At 33.2% G+C, this 20,130-nt stretch carries 16 protein-coding genes; 5 read left to right on the top strand and 11 right to left on the bottom strand.

Annotated features, from left to right (window positions below; translation table 11 throughout):
- Positions 1 to 277: 277 nt before the first annotated feature.
- The 8 genes from pyk to MHZ36_RS04090 form a co-directional block, all read right to left on the bottom strand.
- The gene (gene pyk, locus MHZ36_RS04125; protein ID WP_239229799.1) at positions 278 to 2,038 is read right to left on the bottom strand and encodes a pyruvate kinase; all 1,761 of its coding nucleotides are present in this window, start codon (positions 2,036 to 2,038) and stop codon (positions 278 to 280) included.
- A gap of 21 nt (positions 2,039 to 2,059) precedes the next feature.
- Entirely contained in the window at positions 2,060 to 3,028 is a 969-nt protein-coding gene (pfkA, locus tag MHZ36_RS04120; RefSeq protein ID WP_239229798.1) for a 6-phosphofructokinase, read from the bottom strand.
- A 274-nt stretch (positions 3,029 to 3,302) separates the two neighbouring features.
- Positions 3,303 to 4,247 (bottom strand): acetyl-CoA carboxylase carboxyltransferase subunit alpha, encoded by a 945-nt coding sequence (locus tag MHZ36_RS04115; RefSeq protein ID WP_239229797.1) that lies wholly within the window; start codon positions 4,245 to 4,247, stop codon positions 3,303 to 3,305.
- On the bottom strand, positions 4,240 to 5,106 hold the full coding sequence (gene accD / locus MHZ36_RS04110; protein WP_239229796.1) for an acetyl-CoA carboxylase, carboxyltransferase subunit beta: 867 nt from the start codon (positions 5,104 to 5,106) through the stop codon (positions 4,240 to 4,242). The genes MHZ36_RS04115 and accD overlap by 8 nt, the downstream gene beginning before the upstream one ends.
- Before the next feature lie 76 nt (positions 5,107 to 5,182).
- Positions 5,183 to 6,415 (bottom strand): NADP-dependent malic enzyme, encoded by a 1,233-nt coding sequence (gene ystJ, locus MHZ36_RS04105; protein ID WP_239229795.1) that lies wholly within the window; start codon positions 6,413 to 6,415, stop codon positions 5,183 to 5,185.
- A 249-nt stretch (positions 6,416 to 6,664) separates the two neighbouring features.
- Complete coding sequence (locus tag MHZ36_RS04100) at positions 6,665 to 9,865, bottom strand: DNA polymerase III subunit alpha (protein ID WP_239229793.1); 3,201 nt, start codon at positions 9,863 to 9,865, stop codon at positions 6,665 to 6,667.
- Positions 9,866 to 9,887: 22 nt separating this feature from the next.
- The gene (locus MHZ36_RS04095) at positions 9,888 to 10,823 is read right to left on the bottom strand and encodes a DHH family phosphoesterase (RefSeq protein ID WP_239229792.1); all 936 of its coding nucleotides are present in this window, start codon (positions 10,821 to 10,823) and stop codon (positions 9,888 to 9,890) included.
- Between the two features lie 37 nt (positions 10,824 to 10,860).
- Positions 10,861 to 12,153 carry a DRTGG domain-containing protein gene (locus tag MHZ36_RS04090; protein WP_239229790.1) on the bottom strand — a complete coding sequence of 431 codons (1,293 nt, stop codon included), beginning with the start codon at positions 12,151 to 12,153 and terminating at the stop codon, positions 10,861 to 10,863.
- Positions 12,154 to 12,382: 229 nt separating this feature from the next.
- On the opposite strand from MHZ36_RS04090, the gene MHZ36_RS04085 reads away from it, so the two are divergent.
- Positions 12,383 to 12,796 carry a universal stress protein gene (locus MHZ36_RS04085; protein WP_239229789.1) on the top strand — a complete coding sequence of 138 codons (414 nt, stop codon included), beginning with the start codon at positions 12,383 to 12,385 and terminating at the stop codon, positions 12,794 to 12,796.
- A 54-nt stretch (positions 12,797 to 12,850) separates the two neighbouring features.
- Here MHZ36_RS04085 and MHZ36_RS04080 read toward each other — a convergent pair whose 3' ends face one another.
- Positions 12,851 to 13,540 carry a metal-dependent hydrolase gene (locus MHZ36_RS04080; RefSeq protein ID WP_239229787.1) on the bottom strand — a complete coding sequence of 230 codons (690 nt, stop codon included), beginning with the start codon at positions 13,538 to 13,540 and terminating at the stop codon, positions 12,851 to 12,853.
- 180 nt (positions 13,541 to 13,720) lie between these two features.
- Here MHZ36_RS04080 and MHZ36_RS04075 point away from each other — a divergent pair, with 180 nt between their 5' ends.
- Together MHZ36_RS04075 and MHZ36_RS04070 are read left to right on the top strand one after the other, a co-directional pair.
- Positions 13,721 to 14,773 carry a M24 family metallopeptidase gene (locus MHZ36_RS04075; RefSeq protein ID WP_239229786.1) on the top strand — a complete coding sequence of 351 codons (1,053 nt, stop codon included), beginning with the start codon at positions 13,721 to 13,723 and terminating at the stop codon, positions 14,771 to 14,773.
- A complete protein-coding gene (locus tag MHZ36_RS04070; RefSeq protein ID WP_239229784.1) occupies positions 14,770 to 15,399 on the top strand; it encodes a copper homeostasis protein CutC in 630 nt (209 codons plus the stop codon). The genes MHZ36_RS04075 and MHZ36_RS04070 overlap by 4 nt, the downstream gene beginning before the upstream one ends.
- A 114-nt stretch (positions 15,400 to 15,513) precedes the next feature.
- Here the strand turns inward: MHZ36_RS04070 and ald are convergent, their stop codons facing one another.
- On the bottom strand, positions 15,514 to 16,629 hold the full coding sequence (gene ald, locus MHZ36_RS04065; protein ID WP_239229783.1) for an alanine dehydrogenase: 1,116 nt from the start codon (positions 16,627 to 16,629) through the stop codon (positions 15,514 to 15,516).
- A gap of 143 nt (positions 16,630 to 16,772) precedes the next feature.
- On the opposite strand from ald, the gene MHZ36_RS04060 reads away from it, so the two are divergent.
- A complete protein-coding gene (locus MHZ36_RS04060) occupies positions 16,773 to 17,276 on the top strand; it encodes a universal stress protein (RefSeq protein WP_239229782.1) in 504 nt (167 codons plus the stop codon).
- A 279-nt stretch (positions 17,277 to 17,555) separates the two neighbouring features.
- Positions 17,556 to 18,737: an esterase-like activity of phytase family protein gene (locus tag MHZ36_RS04055; protein WP_239229781.1), complete on the top strand. Its 1,182-nt coding sequence runs from the start codon at positions 17,556 to 17,558 to the stop codon at positions 18,735 to 18,737.
- Between the two features lie 136 nt (positions 18,738 to 18,873).
- Here MHZ36_RS04055 and MHZ36_RS04050 read toward each other — a convergent pair whose 3' ends face one another.
- Positions 18,874 to 20,073: an acetate kinase gene (locus MHZ36_RS04050; protein ID WP_239229780.1), complete on the bottom strand. Its 1,200-nt coding sequence runs from the start codon at positions 20,071 to 20,073 to the stop codon at positions 18,874 to 18,876.
- Positions 20,074 to 20,130: the final 57 nt, after the last annotated feature.

Raw genomic sequence — 20,130 nt, 5'->3', positions numbered from 1 at the left:
ATTTTTAGGATTTCAATCAGTCTTTTTTATATACTTAAATTATTTTTAAGTCCAAATAAAATTGAATATTTATATACTCAAACAGATCACCTTAAAATTTTCCAAAAAATAAACACGCTTATATTTCGGGTCAAATATTGAATTGTAATTTCAAAATGCACCTGCAAAATACATTTATTTCTCACATAGGCATATATATTAATAAAAAAACACCCCCATTAATATGGGGGTGCATACATAGATAATATAAAGCTATTGTTTCTGATAATTAAATATATTATAGAACGTTAGCATATCCTTCAAAAATCTTACCGTGATTAGCATCTACTGTAACTAATACATCGTTTTGGATTTCTTTAGTGGCATTTTCAACACCAACAATAGTTGGAATACCTTTTTCTAATCCAATAATTGCACTTGGAGAAGTAATACCATTCTCTTCAGTAATTAAACCAATTGCGTTTTCAATATAAGGTACTAAAGTTTCGTCAACTGAAGACGTTACAATAATAGAATCTGAAAGGTCTTTGCCTTCTAATTCACTTGCATCGTTTACTACCAAAGTATGGCCTACTACTGAATTTCTACCAACACCTTGACCTTTAGCAATTTCATCGCCAACTAAATGTAATTTCATCATGTTAGTTGTACCTTGTTCACCTGTTGGTACACCAGCTGTAATAATGATTAAATCACCATTTTGAACGCGTTCAGTTTCAACAGCAGTCGCTACTGCATTATTTAATAATGCATCTGTTGTCTTACGTCCTTCTTTAACAACTGGATAAATTCCCCAAACTAATGCACATTGACGAGCAGTTTCTGCATTCGGTGTAACAGCAATAATATCAGATTTCGGACGATATTTAGAGATTGTACGTGCAGTTGAACCACTTTCTGTCGCAGCTACGATTGCTTTAACACTTAAGTTTAATGCAGTATGTGCTACAGACACACCAATTGCATTGACTAATGAAGTTTCAACTAGTTTTGTACGGTCTGATAATAATTTTTTGTAATCTTGTGCTGCTTCAGCTGAAACCGCAATATTTCTCATTGTTTTTACAGCTTCTTCTGGATATTGTCCTGCAGCTGTTTCACCAGATAACATAACAGCGTCTGTACCGTCATAAATTGCGTTGGCAACGTCACTTGCTTCTGCACGTGTCGCACGAGGGTTACGTTGCATAGAATCTAACATTTGTGTAGCTGTAATAACTGGTTTACCTAATTTATTACACTGTCTGATAAGATCTTTTTGAACCATTGGTACAGATTCTGGTGGGATTTCAACACCCATATCACCACGAGCTACCATTAATCCATCAGCAACCTCTAAGATTTCTTTAATATTATCAATGCCTTCTTGGTTTTCAATCTTAGGAATAATACTGATATTCGTATTATTTTGTGCTTCTAACAATTTACGAATATCTAACACGTCACTTGGGCGACGTACAAAGCTTGCAGCGATAAAGTCTACACCAACACGAATACCGAAATTAATATCATCTGCATCTTTATCAGTGATACCCGGTAAACTTACTTTAACACCTGGTAAGTTAACACCTTTTTTATTTTTAAGTTCTCCTGTATTTAATACGTCACAAACAACATCGCCGTTTGCTTTATCAATTTTCTTAACTTGTAATTCAATTAAACCATCATCTAATAAAATATATGAACCTTCTTCAACATCGTTGATTAAGTTATCATAAGTTACTGAGAATTTTTCAGGCGTACCCTCTACTTCAGTCATGCTGACAATGACTTCAGAACCTTTAACTAGTTCAATTGCGCCATCTTTCATGTTGTGCGTACGAATTTCTGGGCCTTTTGTATCTAATAAAATAGCAACAGTTTTACCTAATTTTTTAGATACTTTACGAATTGTATCAATACGTGCTTTATGCTCATCATGATCACCGTGTGAAAAGTTTAAGCGTGCAACATTCATCCCTGCTTTAATTAATTTCTCCAACATTTCTTCTGATTCAGATGCTGGCCCTATAGTACAAACAATTTTAGTCTTTCTCATTATTAATGCCTCCCAGTATTTTTAAATAGATAATTCTTTAGTCAATTCAAACGTTTCATAATCAAATTCATGATCATCAGTTTTGAATATATCATCAAATGGCGTATCAATTAATACATTATTACGGATACCTACACCAACTGCAGATTTTCCTTCTAATAATAAATCAACTGCATACCCTCCCATACGTGATGCTAACACTCTGTCAGCTCCACTTGGGCTTCCGCCACGTTGAATATGTCCTAGTACAGAAACACGTGCGTCTACATTGATATATTTAGTTAATTCTTTCGCACAAGCTTCACCAGACATACAACCTTCAGCTACCATTACGATAGAATGTTTTTTACCACGTTTAATACCATGGTCAATTTTTTCTGCAACTTCTTTGATGTCAGTCTCAACTTCTGGCACTATAATCGTTTCTGCACCAACAGACAAACCGGCCCATAATGCTAAATCTCCGCAATCACGACCCATGACTTCGATAATGAAAGTACGCGCGTGACTTGAAGCTGTGTCACGAATTTTATCTACACATTCGATAATAGTGTTTAAAGCAGTATCAAAACCAATTGTAAAGTCTGAACCATTTATATCATTATCAATTGTTCCAGGAACTCCAATTGTTTGAATCTCTTGGCATTCTTCGCTAATACGTTGAGCACCTCTGTAACTACCGTCACCACCGATAACTACAAGTCCTTCTATACCTCTTTTACGTAAGTTCTCTATACCTTTTTTACGTACCTCAGGTTCTTTAAATTCAGGACACCTAGCTGAATACAAGAATGTACCACCACGTTGAATTGTATCACCAACAGAACCAAGTTCAAGCTTCTCGATTTCATCGTTTAACAACCCTTGATAACCTTGGTAAACACCATAAACTTCAATGTTATTATAAATCGCTTTACGAACAACAGCTCTAACCGCTGCGTTCATACCTGGTGAATCTCCACCACTTGTCAACACTGCAATTTTTTTCATGACGACATACCTTTCTAACTTGAATTTCTTACTCTAAAAATACCATAAATTCTATGTGCATGCCATTAAAATAAGGTATTATGACCAATGTAAACGTTTTTAATAGAGGTAGATTAAGATTTCGGTATAGAAAGCGTTTGCTCATTTTTCACTATTATCTAAATGCATTTCTAATACGTATCTACCTTTTTCATTTACATTCTAAACAGCTATATCAATTTATAATTGACCACAATAAATCCTCTACAATTTATCAATGTAGAGGATTTATTTATTATTCGGTATATGAACCAATATTTCTGAATTTATTATATCGATCTTCAATTAATTCTTGTTCGGTTAAGTTTGATAGTGTAGTTAAATGATTTTCAAATGCAATTTTAATATTTGCAGCTTGTGTTTTTACATCTTGATGTGCGCCACCAATAGGTTCTTTAACTACTTCATCTGCGATGTTTAATTCATGCAAATCTTCTGCTGTTATCTTCATTGTTTCCGCAGCAATTTTCGCCAAATTACTATCTTTCCATAATAACGCCGATGCACCTTCAGGTGATATAACAGAATATGTACTATTTTCAAGCATTAATACACGATTTGAGATTCCTAAACCTAGTGCGCCACCACTTCCACCTTCTCCGATGACAATTGATATTACTGGCACAGTTAAGGCAGCCATTTCAACTAAGTTTCTAGCAATAGATTCACTTTGCCCTCTTTCTTCAGCCGCTTTACCAGGATAAGCACCTTTAGTATCAATAAATGTAAAAATTGGTCGATTAAATTTCTCAGCCTGTTTCATTAATCTCAAAGCTTTACGATAACCTTCTGGATGTGCCATTCCAAAATTTCTATAAATATTATCTTTTGTATCTTTACCGCGTTGTTGACCAATCACTGTGACGGGTTGACCATTTATATAACCGATACCGCCAATCATTGCAGGATCATCTCGGAAGTTTCTATCTCCATGAAGTTCTATAAATGAATCAAAGATATATGGAATATAATCCAAAGTTGTAGGTCTTTCTTGTAAACGTGCTAATTGCACACGATCCCAAGGTTTTAAATTTGTATAGACCTTCTCTGTTTCACGTTCCAATGAAGCTTCAAGCATTTCGATTTCTTCTTGCAAATCTACGTCATTTTTTTCTTGCGATTCTTTTAATGACTCTATCTTATTTTTTATTTCAAAAAGTGGCTTTTCAAAATCAAGCATTTTTTTTCACCTCTTGATGCAGTTTCAAAATACTAGACAACGTTTGTCTCATTTCTTTTCTATGTACAACTTTATCTAGTTGCCCATGCTCTAATAAAAATTCTGCTGTTTGGAAATCATCAGGTAATTTCTCGTTTATAGTTTGTTCAATTACACGACGTCCTGCAAAGCCAATTAACGCTTTTGGTTCACTAATGTTAATGTCACCAACTGAGGCAAAACTTGCTGATACACCGCCTGTTGTAGGATTTGTTAAATATGAAATATATAACAAGCCTGCATCTGCATGACGTTTTAATGAAACGCTTGTTTTACCCATTTGCATCAATGAAATGATTCCTTCTTGCATTCTTGCACCACCACTTGCTGAAAATAGAATAAATGGTAAACGGTTTTCAATACAGTGCTCGATTATTCGACAAATCTTTTCTCCAACAACTGAACCCATACTCCCCATTCTAAATCGTGCATCCATGACTGCAACACCATATTCTACACCATCAAGTTGAGCTGTTCCTGTAACTACTGCTTCATTTAAATCTGTCTTTTGTTGATCTTTTTGTATTTTTTCTTCGTAGCTTGGAAAGTCCAATGGGTTTGCAGAGGTCATTCCTTTATCAAACTCTACAAATGTGCCTTCATCTGAAATTGCCTCTATACGCTCATATGCTGTTAATGCAATATGATGGTCACAGTTAAAACAAACATTCAGATTTTCAGACAATTCTTTGGTATACATGATTTTTTTACATTTTGGGCATTTTGTCATGATACCAGCTGGTACGTCACTTTGTTTTGAATCAGATACAGTTACATACTTTTTCTTTTTACTACTTCTATTGAAAAAATCTTTAAACATTGGTAAACCTCCACATAACCATTGCTACTTCCCATACTTAACCATTTAATACGTTTGAAATAAGCAATTATGATTATTATTTATCTAAATCTGTTAATTTCATTGTCTTATTATAAATTGATTCTGGATCAACATCTACTCTCGCCACACCTGATTCCATAGCTGCTTTAGCCACTTCTCTAGCAACAGAAGGTGCAACACGTTTATCAAACGGACCTGGAATACAATAATCTGCATTTAATTCATCAGGCTCAATTAAATTAGCAATCGCTTCTACGGCTGCTTGTTTCATTTCTTCATTTATATGTGTTGCTTCCACATCTAAAGCACCTCTAAAGATACCTGGGAAAGCTAATACATTATTGATTTGGTTTGGATAATCTGAACGGCCAGTTCCAATTACTTTAGCGCCTGCTTCTTTTGCGATATCCGGTTTGATTTCAGGATTTGGGTTGGCCATAGCAAAGATAATTGGGTCATCTGCCATTGATTCTACCATTTCTTTTGTTAGTAAATCTGCAACAGAAACACCGATAAATACATCAGCTTCTTGTATAATATCTTCTAAACTACCTTCTTTTTTATCTCTATTAGTCCATTTAGCAACGTAAGCTTTTGTGTCATTCATTCCGTATTCTCTATCTTCATAGATAGCACCTTTTGAATCACACATTATCATATCTCTTACACCATAAGAGTATAGTAATTTAACAATGGCAATACCTGCTGCCCCTGCTCCGTTTAATACTACTTTAATATCTGATAAATCTTTATCCACAACTCTCAGTGCATTAATCATACCAGCTACTGTGACAATAGCTGTACCGTGTTGATCATCATGAAAAACTGGAATTTTTGTTTCTTTTTTTAAACGTTCTTCAATTTCAAAACAACGTGGTGCGGATATATCTTCTAAATTGATACCACCATAATTTGGTTCTAATAATTTAACTGTATTTACGATTTCATCTGTATTAGTCGTGTTTAATGCAATTGGTACACCATCGATTCCGGAAAAGCTTTTGAATAATACTGCTTTACCTTCCATTACTGGAATGCTCGCTTCAGCACCAATATTACCTAGTCCTAGAACGGCAGTACCATCTGTAACGACTGCAACTGTGTTACCTTTCATTGTATATTCAAAAACCTTACGAGGATCTTCGTGTATTTCTTTACAAGGCTCTGCAACACCAGGTGAATATGCCAAACTTAATTCTTCTTTGTTCGTAACTTTTACTTTTGGTGCAACTTCTAATTTACCTTGATTTTCTCTATGCATTTGTAAAGCTTCGTCTCTTAATGTCACGTGAATCTACCCCTTTACATTCATTTAATATAATGATTCGTCATATATATTTTTATTACACTATAACGTAAATTACAAATGATATCGTTACCAAATCGGAAATTTTTTGCAAGGTTATTGATTGTAATAAAAACATATAGATTTTTAATATTTAATCTCTTTCTTTTTAATTTTTTTTAAAATTAAAACTGATGGCCAATGTTACTCAACCATCAGTCAACTATACCATAGTTTATATGGTGAATAAAGTTAAATTATTCTTATATCCCATGGTGATAGCTTTTCAAGCAGTTCATCAATCTGATGATTTTCATTTGATATAAACCCAATGTTTTTTATTTGATTAGTATTTTCGTCAAAATAATTAACTGGGATTTGTTTTTCATTTGCTTGATATAATAAATTTTGTACGCCTTCAATATCTTTAATATTACGTAATATAATTTGTTTCGCATTTTTTATTTTATCAGTTTCAAAATGCTCTACTGTTTCAATATGTTGGATAATCAACTGGCTTTTGTTATTTCTATGTTCAAATTTACCGAATATGACGTAGATTTTCCCTTCTGTAATTTCAGTTTCATATTTTCTAAATGTATCTGGGAACATAACACCATCAAGCACGTTCATACCATCATTAAGAACAACGAATGCCATGTTTTGACCTTTTTTAGTACGAATTTTTCTACTACTATCAATTTGAACAAATATCGGCTGATTGTCCCTAGCATTATTTAATTTATAAACACCTAAATACTGTTTTTTCTCAAAAGCTTTTTCAACTGGATGCGTAGTGACATAGAAACCTAAATATTCTTTTTCATATTCACTCAATTGATTATCTTCAAGTTCTTCAGATTCAGTATAAGTTGCTTTAGGTGTTAATACGTCAAAAATAAACCCATCTTGTTCAACATCTGAGACATCATCCAATACCTGATCTATAGATTGTAAAAGTGTTGCTCTATTTTTCCCTAAGTCATCAAAGGCACCAACTAATATTAATGCTTCGAGTAACTTTCTAGTCTTGACTCTCTTTGGAATTCTTCTTGCAAAATCAAAGAAATCCTTAAATTCACCATTAGCTTGGCGTTCGTCTACAATTAATTTTACGCTTTGATATCCCACACCTTTAATCGCTCCGATGGATAAATAGATACCTTTTGTCGTAGCTTTGTAAAACCAATGACTATAGTTGATATTAGGACTCAAAATATTAATATTTTGTTGCTTCGCCTCATCAATAATTTGAGCCGTTTTCTTTTCACTACCAATGGTATTACTTAAAATATTGGCATAAAAGTAATTAGGATGATGTACTTTTAAATAACTCATGATATACGCTATTTTTGAATAACTAACTGCATGTGCACGTGCAAACCCATAATCAGCAAATTTTAATATTAAATCAAAAATTTGTTTACTTAGACTTTCATCGTAGCCATTTTGTAAAGCGCCTTCAATAAAATGTTTTCGCTCTTGTTCTAATACAGCACGATTCTTTTTGCTCATGGCACGCCTCAATATATCGGCTTCACCATAATTAAAGTTAGCAAATGTACTAGCGATTTGCATAATTTGTTCTTGATAAATAATAACACCAAATGTATTTTGGAGAATTGGCGCCAAATCTTTATGTAAGTACTCGACTTTATCAGGTTTGTGTCTCCTTGAAATATAAGTGGGTATTTCCTCCATAGGCCCTGGTCTATAAAGCGATGTCACCGCAACTATATCTTCAAAATGTTCTGGTCGTAATTTTTTCAATACATTACGAATACCATCTGATTCAAGTTGGAATATACCTGTTGTGTCACCTCTAGATAGTAATTCAAATACTTGCGCATCATTGAATGGAATCGCTTCTATATCAATATCAATATTTTTGTCTTTTTTCACCTGATTGACGATTTGATGTATGATTGATAAGTTACGTAGTCCTAGAAAATCAATTTTTAATAACCCTATTCTTTCAGCTTCAGTCATCGTCCATTGTGTAAGTAAGCCATTATCACCTGTAGTAAGTGGTACATATTCATATAATGGATGATCATTAATAATGATACCAGCTGCATGTGTAGATGTATGTCTAGGTAAGCCTTCTAATTTTTTACTTAAATCAAACCAACGTTCATGTCTATGGTTTCTATGTACAAAAGCTTTAAACTCTGGCAATTCATATGATTCATCCAAAGTGATACCTAATTTGTGCGGAATTAGCTTGGAAATTTCATTTAAAGTTATATCATCGAAGCCCATAATTCTACCAACATCTCTAGCAACCGCTCTAGCAAGTAAATGACCAAATGTAACAATACCTGCTACATGATGGGAACCATATTTTTCCTGTACATATTGAATTACTTTATCTCTCTTAGTATCTTCAAAGTCAATATCTATATCTGGCATAGTTACACGTTCAGGATTTAAGAATCGTTCAAATAACAAATTATATTGAATAGGATCAATTGTAGTAATGTTTAACAGGAAACTTACTAGTGAACCTGCCGCAGAACCACGTCCTGGCCCCACAAATACATCATTTGTTTTTGCAAAGTAAATCAAATCACTAACAATTAAAAAATAATCTTCAAAACCCATACCTGTGATTACATCATATTCATGTTTGAGTCTATGATAGTAAATATCATATTGATTATCGTTTAAATTTAAAACACCTAAATTATGAAAAAGGATTGTCCATAGATATTCACGTGATGATTGACCACTAGGTGTTTGAAATTTAGGCAATAAAGATTGATGATATTGTAATTCAACATGGCATAATGCTTCAAGCTCTTGTGTGTGATGCCAAATAGATTTATCTATTTCAAGTGAAGCTAGTTCATCCTTACTATAAAAATGCGCATTATAATCAGGGGGAGCGTTTACTAAGTCAATTTTAGTATTATTTTTAATTGCTGATAGTGCTGATATCGTTTCATTATCTTCTTTTCTTAAATAATAAGCACTTTGAGCCCAGACAATTGGTAAATCATAAGTAACGGCGCTCTCATGATTTACATAAAGATATTCAAAATCAATTAATGTTTGTACAATCGTTTGATGTGAATCATCTACTTTTTTTAAAATCACAATAAAATGATCAGCATATTTTTTCAGCCATTCGACAGGTGTTTCGTACCTATCTTTCATTTTTATTGCAGAAGATAACATGTATAGATTTTTAAGACCTTGTTCATCTCTTGCTAATACAATAGTTTCTAATGTTGTTAAACCATCTGTAAGATGAACAGTCATACCAAAGATTGGTTTGATATTTGCTGATATACATGCATCATAAAATTGTGGTAAACCATATAATACATTAGTGTCTGTAATTGCTAATGAAGTGTAACCTTCCTTTACAGCTTTAGTAACCGCATCATTAATTCTTAAACTCGAATTTAATAAGTCGTATGTCGTATGAATATTTAAATGGGCAACCATCAGCAAATACCTCCTTATAATTTTAAAGCTTGTTATTCAACGCTTCTGCTAATTCATTAAATTGATCCCAATTCGCTACAGACACACCAGAAGCATTTGGATGACCTCCACCTCCGAAGTCACTAGCAATATCATTGATTACGATACCTTTTGAACGAATGCGACATCTAATTTCTGAGCCCTCATCTACACCAAAGACCCAAATTTTCAATCCTTTAATATCTGCGATTGCATTAACAAACAATGATGCTTCATTTGGTGCAATTTCAAATTGTTCTAATACGTCTTTCGTAATAATCACTTTACAAAATCCCTTATCATTTAAATCGAAATTTTGTAAAACATAACCTTGAAATGGCAATAACTCAGGATCTTTTTCCCCTAATTTATTTAATTCTTGATTGTGATTAAATGGAAATTTCAATAATTCACTTGCAACTTCCATAGTATGTGATGTCGTATTATTAAATAAGAATCGACCTGTATCGCCAACAATACCTAAATATAACAATCTTGCTGTTTCAGCATCTATAATTGATAAATCATTAAAATGTGAGATTAAATCGAAGATGATTTCACTTGTTGATGAAGCTTGATCATTAACATAGTTTAAATCTCCATATTGATCAACTGCAGGATGATGGTCGATTTTTATTAAGTAACTCCCTTGATTATAACGTGTGTCACTAATACGTGGTGCATTTGCTGTGTCACAAACAATAACTAAAGCATCTTCGTAATCCGCTTCAGATAGTGTGTCAAATGTACCTATAAAGTCTAGAGAATGTTCTGCCTCTCCAACAGCATATATGTTTTTCTCAGGAAACTTTAACTTAAGATATGATTTCAAACCTAATTGTGAGCCGTATGCATCAGGATCTGGCCTTACATGTCTATGTATTATTACTGTCTCAGTTTCTTCTATTTGTTTCATTATTTGATTAAATTCAATTGTCATATCTATCTTCCTTTTCCAATTATAATTTTCATACGAGTTAATCTATCATTTGACATATAATCATTGCCTTAGCAACTTGTTGTCCTTCGTTTAACATTTTCACTTCTAACTTGGCAAAGTTTCGGCCAACATCCAACATATCATATTGTACATCTAATTCTGATTCAATTTGAACTGTTTTAATATATATAATATTTAAACTTTCAATCATTACTTCCAATTTCTTAAGCTTTCTAATCTCATATCGGATAGTTTCTTCAATGATAGCTACAAATACTGCCTTACTTAATGTACCGAATTGATTCGTTAATAAAGGTGTGATTTGCACTTGAATACCTTCACTACCAATCGTGATATGCTTTGCTATTTGATCATTAATCGTTTCTCCTACCTGCGGCTGTCTACTCAACAATTGCATTGCTGTCAAGACATCCTTCCTCGTAATAACTCCAATTAATTTTTTGCTTACTGTTGTTACAGGTAACAATTCTATGCCTTCCCAAATCATCATATGTGCACAATTTGCTACGGTTGTCGACAATTGTACATTAATCGGCGTTCTAGTCATAAAATTTGCTATTGTATCATGCTCATCCATCTTTATGATTTCTTTACTTGTTACAATACCTACCAAACGCCAATCTTCGTCGATGACAGGGAATCTTGTGTGTCCTGTCTTTTTCGCTTTATCTTTATAATCAAATAAAGTCATATTATCGAAGATTACAGTTTCTTCTTGTACTGATTTAACGATATCTTCAACTACTAATATTTCTTTTCGAATCATTTGATTATACATAGCTCTATTAATGATATTTGCAACTAAATAAGTATCGTAATTTGAAGAAATTATAGGTAAATCATGTGCATCTGCATATTTGATAATTTCACTTGAAGTACTAAATCCCCCAGTTATCAATACGGCACTGCCTCTTTCCAAAGCTGCTAACTGAACATCTTTACGATTTCCGACTATAAGCAATGTATGTGCACTTAAATATTTAATTACATCTTCTATCTCCATCGCGCCGATAGCAAATTTCGACAAAGTTTTGATTAATCCATTTCGTCCGCCTAATACTTGTCCATCAATTATCTTAACAATCTCACCAAAGGTCAACTGTTCAATTTGCTCACGTGATTTCTTTTCAATACGTACTGTACCTACTCTATCAATCGTTGCAACTAGCCCTAATTGTCCTGCATCTTTAATTGCACGATAAGCTGTCCCCTCCGAAACACTTAAATCCTTTGCTATTTTCCTGACTGATATCTTTTGTCCGATAGCGAGTGATTCAATATAAGATAAAATTTGTTCATGTTTTGTCATGTTAATAACCTCTTTTATTTTGAACCGTTTCTCTGACATTATAACTTTTTATATCTAAAATTGCGATGTAACAATTCAAATTATAGTGATTTATAGTTGGTTTTATTGTCATTCGTGTCAAATTCGGCATAAAAATTCTATTTTGCCATATTTATATGTAATTTATTATTATTTAATTGCAATTATGATTACTCTTTTATTAGAATAACAATTAAGGAGGGATGAACGAATGTTCAAAAATATATTACTTGGTGTAGATACTACATTAAAAAATGAAAAAGCTTTAGAACAAGTTTCAAAATTAGCTGGTGAAGGCACAATTGTGACAATTTTAAATGCAATAAGTGAACAAGATGCACAGACTTCAATTAAATCAGGTGTACATTTAGATAAACTTGTTGAAAGACGTAGTGAAGGTTTAGAAAGTACAAGAAATGCACTTGATGAATATGGCATCGATTATGATGAAATCATTGTCCGTGGTAATGCTAAGGAAGAATTAGTCAAACAGGCAAATAGCGGAAAATATGAAATTGTCGTATTAAGTAACCGTAAAGCTGAAGATAAGAAAAAATTTGTCTTAGGTAGTGTTAGCCACAAAGTTGCAAAACGAGCGCACATCCCTGTACTAATTGTAAAGTAATAAATAAAAGCCTGAAGTTCTATAAAGTACTTCAGGCTTTTTTATATCATTGGATTATAATTGTACTATTTGCCCTGGCTCTAATATTTGAACCTCACCAACTGTAACTGCTGATTTAAATTTTTTCGGATCTTGTTTAATTAAATCAAACGTATTGTAATGAACCGGCACAGTGATTTGTGGTTTAATAAATTCATTTATTGCATAACTTGCATCTTCAATGCCCATTGTAAAGTTATCTCCAATTGGTATAAAGCAAACATCTACAGGATGACGATCTGCAATCAACTTCATATCACTAAATAACCCTGTATCACCTGTGTGGTAAATTGTTTTTCCTTCTACCTCAATAATTACTCCCATTGGCATACCTAAATAAACTGGTATGCCATTATCATCTGTCAAACTAGAACTGTGGAATGCTTGGACGAATTTCACACTGCCAAACTCAAATTCTGCTTTGCCTCCAATGTTCATTGGTCTAACATTTTCTACATTTTTGTTTGTTGTAATATAATCAGCTAATTCTGCAGATCCTATTACAGTGGCATGATTACGATTTGCTAATTCTACTGTATCGCCAAAGTGATCGCCATGTCCGTGTGTCAAAATAATATAATCAACCTCTAATGTACTTGGATCTAGATCTGAAAGTTCGTTTCCAGAAATAAATGGGTCAACAATTACTTTGTTGCCATTTGCTTCAAAATAAATTGTTGATTGTCCGTGAAATGATAATTTCATATTAGTTAAATCCTCCCATAAATCTATTTTAATTACTATACCACGATATATAATTTTTATAACACGATACTTTTTTAATATTTATACTATATTTCCATAATTGAGCATTAAAGTTTTGAATTCCACTATAAACTAACTTAAAATTGTATTGAGCATTAATTACAGGAGGATGATTTATTTATGAAATTAGAGCAAATAACAACCGAATTAAAGCAACAACAAGCAGACGCAGCATGGATTACCACACCACTTAATATTTTTTATTTTACCGGTTATTTAAGTGATCCTCATGAACGCCTTTTGGCATTATTAATCAAAAACAACGGTGAACAAGTACTATTTTGTCCACAATTAGAAGTTGATGAAGTAAAACATTCACCATTCGAAGGAGAAGTCATCGGCTACTTAGATACAGAGAATGCATTAGAAAAACATGCAGAAACTTATAAAAAATTACTGATTGAAGCACAACATTTAACTGTCCATCGTCAACGAGAACTTATCGAAGCTTTTAACATTGAAGAATTTGGTGATATTGACCAAACTATCAAATCGTTGCGAAATGTTAAAAGTTCAAGTGAAATTGAGAAAATTAAAAAAGCTTGTCAACTTGCAGACAAGTGTATAGAAATCGGTGTTGCCTATTTAGCTGAGGGTGTTACAGAACGCGAAGTTGTAAATCATATCGAAAACGAAATTAAAAAATATGGTGTTAATGAAATGAGCTTTGACACAATGGTATTGTTTGGAGATCATGCTGCATCACCACATGGTACACCAGGTGAACGTCAACTAAAACTAGATGAATTTGTGTTATTTGATTTAGGTGTAATATATGACAATTATTGTAGTGATATGACACGTACAGTAAAATTTGGCACACCATCACAAGATGCACAATCCATCTATGACGTAGTATTAAAAGCTGAACAAGCAGCAATTGCTGCAATTAAGCCTGGCGTAACGATTAAAGAAGTAGATGCCATTGCCAGAAATATTATTAGTGATGCTGGTTATGGCGACTACTTCCCACACAGATTGGGCCATGGTCTTGGTTTAGAAGAACATGAGTATCAAGATGTTTCAAGTTCAAATAATAATCAATTTATGGAAGGTATGGTAATTACTGTAGAGCCAGGTATTTATGTTCCTGGAGTAGCAGGCGTTCGTATCGAAGATGATATTCTCGTTACAAAAGATGGTAACGTGAGTTTAACAGGTTACGAAAAATGATCAAAGAAGCAGTAGTCGAAACGATACAACAATTAGAACAAATGATTGCTCGTGGCGCAAATCGCATCGAGTTGTGTGACAATCTCTCTGTTGGTGGTACAACTCCGAGCTATGGCATGGTTGAAATTGCATCTGAAATATGTCATATCAATAATGTTGAACTTGCAGTTATGATCCGCCCTAGAGGTGGAGACTTTATTTATAGTTTATATGACATTGAAATTATGCAACGTGATATTAAGGCATTAAAAACGTTCAATATTGATTATTTTGTATTTGGTTGTCTTACAAAAGAGCAAACGCTTAATGAATGGCAAATGAAAACATTAAAAAACCTAGCTGAACCTGTTCCTTCTGTTTGTCACATGGCGTTTGATGAAATTCACATTCGCGGACAAATAAAAGCATTGCATCAGCTAATAGACTTAGGATTCACACGACTACTCACACATGGCGGTGCTTCTGATACTGATATCTTTGATAACTTAAACCATTTAGGTAAACTCGTGGTGAATTCTGCAGGTAAAATAGAAGTCATGCCTGGTGGTGGCCTTACAAAAGATAACTTACCATCATTATTATCTGCCTTTCCATTCCAAGAAGTACATGGTACAAAAATTGTCTAGACTATTATACTAATTCACTAAAATAAAATTTAATAAGTAAAAAAGGTAATCGCCACAAGCTAAAATACGCTTAAGCGATTACCTTTTTAATTATAATAATGTTAAATTGTGTTTTTATTTTAACACGTCTTCAATAGCACTAAATGACATATCAAATGCCTCAGCTACACCTTTATTTGTTAATTCTCCATTTATCGTATTTAAACCTAACGCTAATGCAGGGTTATCTTGTAATGCTTTTAAATAACCTTTACCTGCTAATTGTTGTGCATAAGGTAATGTTGCATTATTTAATGCAATTGTTGAAGTTCTTGGTACCGCTCCAGGCATATTAGCTACCGCATAATGTACGACACCGTGTTTTTTATATGTCGGTGCATCATGAGTGGTAATATGGTCTGTTGTTTCAAAAATACCACCTTGGTCAATTGCAATATCTACAATAACTGCTCCATCTCTCATGCCTTTAACCATATCTTCAGTCACTAAATTTGGTGCTTTAGCGCCCGGTATTAAAACTGCTCCAATAACTAAATCACTATCTTTTACACAGTTTTCTATATTTAAAGGATTCGACATGATTGTATGTACTCTACCATCAAACAAATCATCAATTTCTTGTAAACGTTTAGGATTTACATCTAATATTGTTACATCTGCACCAAGCCCTAAAGCAATCTTAGCAGCATTTGTTCCAGCTTGACCGCCACCAATAATAGTTACTTTACCTTTAGAAACTCCTGGCACACCACCTAACAGTATACCCATACCGCCTTTATATTTTTGTAAAAATTCAGCACCAATTTGTGCAGACATACGACCTGCAACTTCACTCATTGGTGTTAATAATGGTAATGAACGATCAGGTAATTGTACCGTTTCATATGCTATACCAACAACTTTATTATCTAGTAAAGCTCTTGTTAATTTTTCTTCATTTGCTAAGTGTAAATAAGTAAATAAAATTAATCCCTCTTTAAAGTATTGAAACTCCTCTTCTAATGGCTCTTTTACTTTCATCACCATGTCGACATCCCATACTTCTGCTGGATCTTTAACAATTTTAGCCCCTGCTCCTGTATAGTCAACATCTTCAAAATATGAACCTAGTCCTGCAGATTGTTCAACTATAACAGTATGTCCTTGTTCAACTAAAGCATGAACACCACTTGGTGAAAGACTCACCCTATTTTCATTATTTTTTATCTCTTTTGGAATACCAATTATCATTACATCCACCTCCAAATTTATAGTAACGCGTATCTAATGAAAGCGCAATCATAGTTTAGGGAAGTTTTACAACATGCAAATTATGTTAATATTCTGTAAATGGTGGTATACTATAACCAAGAAGAATTAAGGAGGTAATTGTGATGCTAACTTATAAAAATATTTTGATTGCTGTAGATGGATCACATGAAGCTGAATGGGCTTTTAACAAAGCTGTAGATGTTGCAAAACGTAATGACGCGAAATTAACTGTCGTTAATGTAATTGACTCTCGAACTTATTCATCATATGAAGTATATGATGCACAATTCACTGAGAAATCTAAGAATTTTTCCGAAGATCTTCTCAATGGCTATAAAGAAGTCGCAACGAATGCCGGTGTTGCAAACGTGGAAACACGTTTAGAATTCGGTTCACCTAAAGCAATTATTCCGAAAAAATTAGCAACTGATGTAGATGCAGATTTAATCATGTGTGGTACATCTGGTTTAAATGCAGTAGAACGTTTTATTGTCGGGTCTGTATCTGAAGCAATCGTTCGTCATTCACCTTGTGATGTACTGGTAGTTAGAACTGAAGAAATCCCAGAAGATTTCCAACCTCAAGTAGCAACTGATGAATTCAGATCACAATACCAAGCACGTTAAATTAGCTTTAAAAGTACAGCGCATAATGCATAATTATTAACGCTGTACTTTTAATGAATCGTCTGGGATATAAATCCTAGACAAATACCCAGTAAATGAGTTTTCTATATTCATTTACTGGGTATTTTATTTTGAAAATAGAGATTTACTTCCCTATCCCTTTTTCGTTATCTAATCTTTAAAGTAATAATATTCATCCAATTTATAACTGATTTTCATATTCACTACATAAAAGTAAGTTATGATAAGTTTAATTATATTAAAGAAAGGTCGATTACAGTGCATAATTTAAGTAAATTAATTATCTCCATACTAACGATTAGTGAATTATCAATCTTATCATTCACACACACAACATCTGCAGAAGCCAAAGTCCAGGAGCAACATCATTCAATTGAAAAACTAAGATGGATAGACACCCAGTCAATTTCACACAATAAATCCTTCAAAGGTACTACGATTGGTGGATTATCAGGAATTACATTTAATCCTACAAATAAGAAATGGTATTTTATAAGTGATGATCGTTCTGAAAAAAACCCTGCAAGATTTTACGAAGCACATTTAAGTTATGATAAAAACAAATTTAAATATACAAGATTTACCGATGTACATACTTTAAAACAAGCTAATGACACAACTTATCCTAGTAAAAATAAGTTTCAAAAACAACATAATGGAGATGTAGCTGACCTTGAATCAATCAGATTTGATCCCAATGCTAATAAAATACTATATACGAGCGAAGGTGATAGATCGCTAGGGTTAAATCCATTTATTAGAGAATCTGACTTAAAAGGAAATTATAAATCTGAAATACCAATAGCAAATCACATAAAGTTAGATAATAAAAATAAACAAGGATTTAGAAATAATTTCGCTCTAGAAGGTAGTTCGTTTTCACCAGATGGTCAATCCATTTGGACCTCTATGGAGGGCCCATTAATCCAAGATGATGATACACCAAATCCAACATCAGGTGCTTTAACACGTATTACCCAATATAACCGCAATGGATCATTAGTATCAGAATATGCGTATCCTCTAGACGCAGTACCAGGCACGCCTGGTGCAGGAAAAACAGCAGAAAATGGCATCTCAGAACTATTAGCAGTTAATAATCATGAGTTCCTTACATTAGAACGTGCAAGTGTTCAATCGGCGGATGGTGCATTTCATAATTATGTACGCATTTATAAATTCGACACAAAAAATGCTACTCAAATTAAAGATATAAACTCAATCAAAGATCAAAATGTTCAACCTGTAAAAAAGAAATTAGTAGCAAATCTCAATGAATCAAATATTGGAAAAATAGATAATGTTGAAGGTATGACATTTGGCAAAAAATTAGAAAATGGTAATGATAGTTTGGTGTTAGTTACTGATAATAATTTTAATGAATCGCAAAAAACAGAACTAATAGCCTTTGAAGTACAATCAGAAGATAAAAATGAATAATTCCAACTTCTAAAAACAGTTATTACAATTTTAATTACAGTTTTTTAATAAACAAAAAGTAGTCAACCAATCAATATATGGCTGACTACTTTTATTTATCTATAAAATTTTAAACGAGTGCTGACATTTATCGATATTATTTAACTTCGCCAAATTCAACAACATCGCGCGCAATCATAACCTCTTCGTTAGTTGGGATTACAATCACTTTTACAGGTGAATGTGGATAGTTAATAAATCCTTCTTCTCCATGGATACCTTCATTTTTCTTAGCATCCCAATAAACACCCATGAATTCTAAACCTTCTAACACTTTCGCTCTAACTGGGTCAGAGTTTTCACCTACACCAGCAGTAAAGACTATAACATCAACACCGTGCATACGTGTCGCATAAGAACCAATATATTTATGGATACGTGAAGCAAACACGTCTAAAGCAAGTTGTGCTCTCTCTTTACCTTCTTTAGATTCTTCTATAATATCTCTTAAATCACTAGATGTACCAGAAATACCTAATAATCCTGATTCTTTATTCAATGTGTTTAATACTTCTTCAGCACTTTTGCCTGTTTTCTCCATAATAAATGGAATTAAAGCAGGGTCAATATTTCCTGAACGTGTACCCATAGTTACACCTGCTAATGGTGTGAATCCCATAGAAGTATCGACAGATTCCCCACCATCGATAGCTGCAATTGACGCACCATTTCCGATATGACATGAAATAATACGTAATTCTTCTAAAGGTTTTCCAAGTATTTCAGCCGCACGTTGAGAAACATACTTATGGCTTGTTCCATGGAAACCATATTTTCTAATTCCGTATTCTTCATAGTATTGGTATGGCAAACTATAAAGGAATGATTTTTCAGGCATAGTTTGATGGAATGAAGTATCAAATACTGCAACATGTGGAATTTCAGGTAAAAGTTTACGGAAAGCACGAATTCCCATTAAGTTGGCTGGGTTGTGCAATGGTGCCAATTCACTTAATGATTCAATTTGTTTTTCAACTTCATCAGTTACATATACTGATGAAGGGAATAATTCTCCACCATGTACGACACGATGACCTGTTCCATCAATATCATAAATACTGTCAATAATACCATGTTTTTTAAAGCTTTCTAACATAATATTTACAGCATCTTCATGATTCGCAATGTCATTCACTTCCGTAATTTTCTCTCCGTTGACTTCGATTGTGAAGATAGAGTCCTTTAATCCAATTCTTTCGATAAGACCTTTAGTAACAATATTTTCGTCCGGCATTTCAATAAGTTGAAATTTCAATGATGAACTACCAGCGTTAATGGCCAAAACTAATTTTGACATAAACATAATGCCTCCAATTTTAATTAAGTTTTTTATATCCATATCTATTTAATCATT

Source organism: Staphylococcus sp. ACRSN, from assembly GCF_022346615.1.
Classification (GTDB): Bacteria; Bacillota; Bacilli; order Staphylococcales; family Staphylococcaceae; genus Staphylococcus.
This window is presented reverse-complemented; position numbering and strand designations above follow the sequence as displayed.

Bases quoted from the DNA above. Each gene is read 5' to 3' on its own strand.
- MHZ36_RS04085 (WP_239229789.1), top strand. From the start codon at position 12,383: ATGTTCAAAAATATATTACTTGGTGTAGATACTACATTAAAAAATGAA.
- accD (WP_239229796.1), bottom strand. From the start codon at position 5,106: ATGTTTAAAGATTTTTTCAATAGAAGTAGTAAAAAGAAAAAGTATGTA.
- MHZ36_RS04080 (WP_239229787.1), bottom strand. From the start codon at position 13,540: ATGAAATTATCATTTCACGGACAATCAACAATTTATTTTGAAGCAAAT.
- MHZ36_RS04115 (WP_239229797.1), bottom strand. From the start codon at position 4,247: ATGCTTGATTTTGAAAAGCCACTTTTTGAAATAAAAAATAAGATAGAG.
- pyk (WP_239229799.1), bottom strand. From the start codon at position 2,038: ATGAGAAAGACTAAAATTGTTTGTACTATAGGGCCAGCATCTGAATCA.
- MHZ36_RS04060 (WP_239229782.1), top strand. From the start codon at position 16,773: ATGCTAACTTATAAAAATATTTTGATTGCTGTAGATGGATCACATGAA.
- MHZ36_RS04095 (WP_239229792.1), bottom strand. From the start codon at position 10,823: ATGACAATTGAATTTAATCAAATAATGAAACAAATAGAAGAAACTGAG.
- pfkA (WP_239229798.1), bottom strand. From the start codon at position 3,028: ATGAAAAAAATTGCAGTGTTGACAAGTGGTGGAGATTCACCAGGTATG.
- MHZ36_RS04050 (WP_239229780.1), bottom strand. From the start codon at position 20,073: ATGTCAAAATTAGTTTTGGCCATTAACGCTGGTAGTTCATCATTGAAA.
- MHZ36_RS04100 (WP_239229793.1), bottom strand. From the start codon at position 9,865: ATGGTTGCCCATTTAAATATTCATACGACATACGACTTATTAAATTCG.
- MHZ36_RS04090 (WP_239229790.1), bottom strand. From the start codon at position 12,153: ATGACAAAACATGAACAAATTTTATCTTATATTGAATCACTCGCTATC.
- MHZ36_RS04075 (WP_239229786.1), top strand. From the start codon at position 13,721: ATGAAATTAGAGCAAATAACAACCGAATTAAAGCAACAACAAGCAGAC.
- ald (WP_239229783.1), bottom strand. From the start codon at position 16,629: ATGATAATTGGTATTCCAAAAGAGATAAAAAATAATGAAAATAGGGTG.
- MHZ36_RS04070 (WP_239229784.1), top strand. From the start codon at position 14,770: ATGATCAAAGAAGCAGTAGTCGAAACGATACAACAATTAGAACAAATG.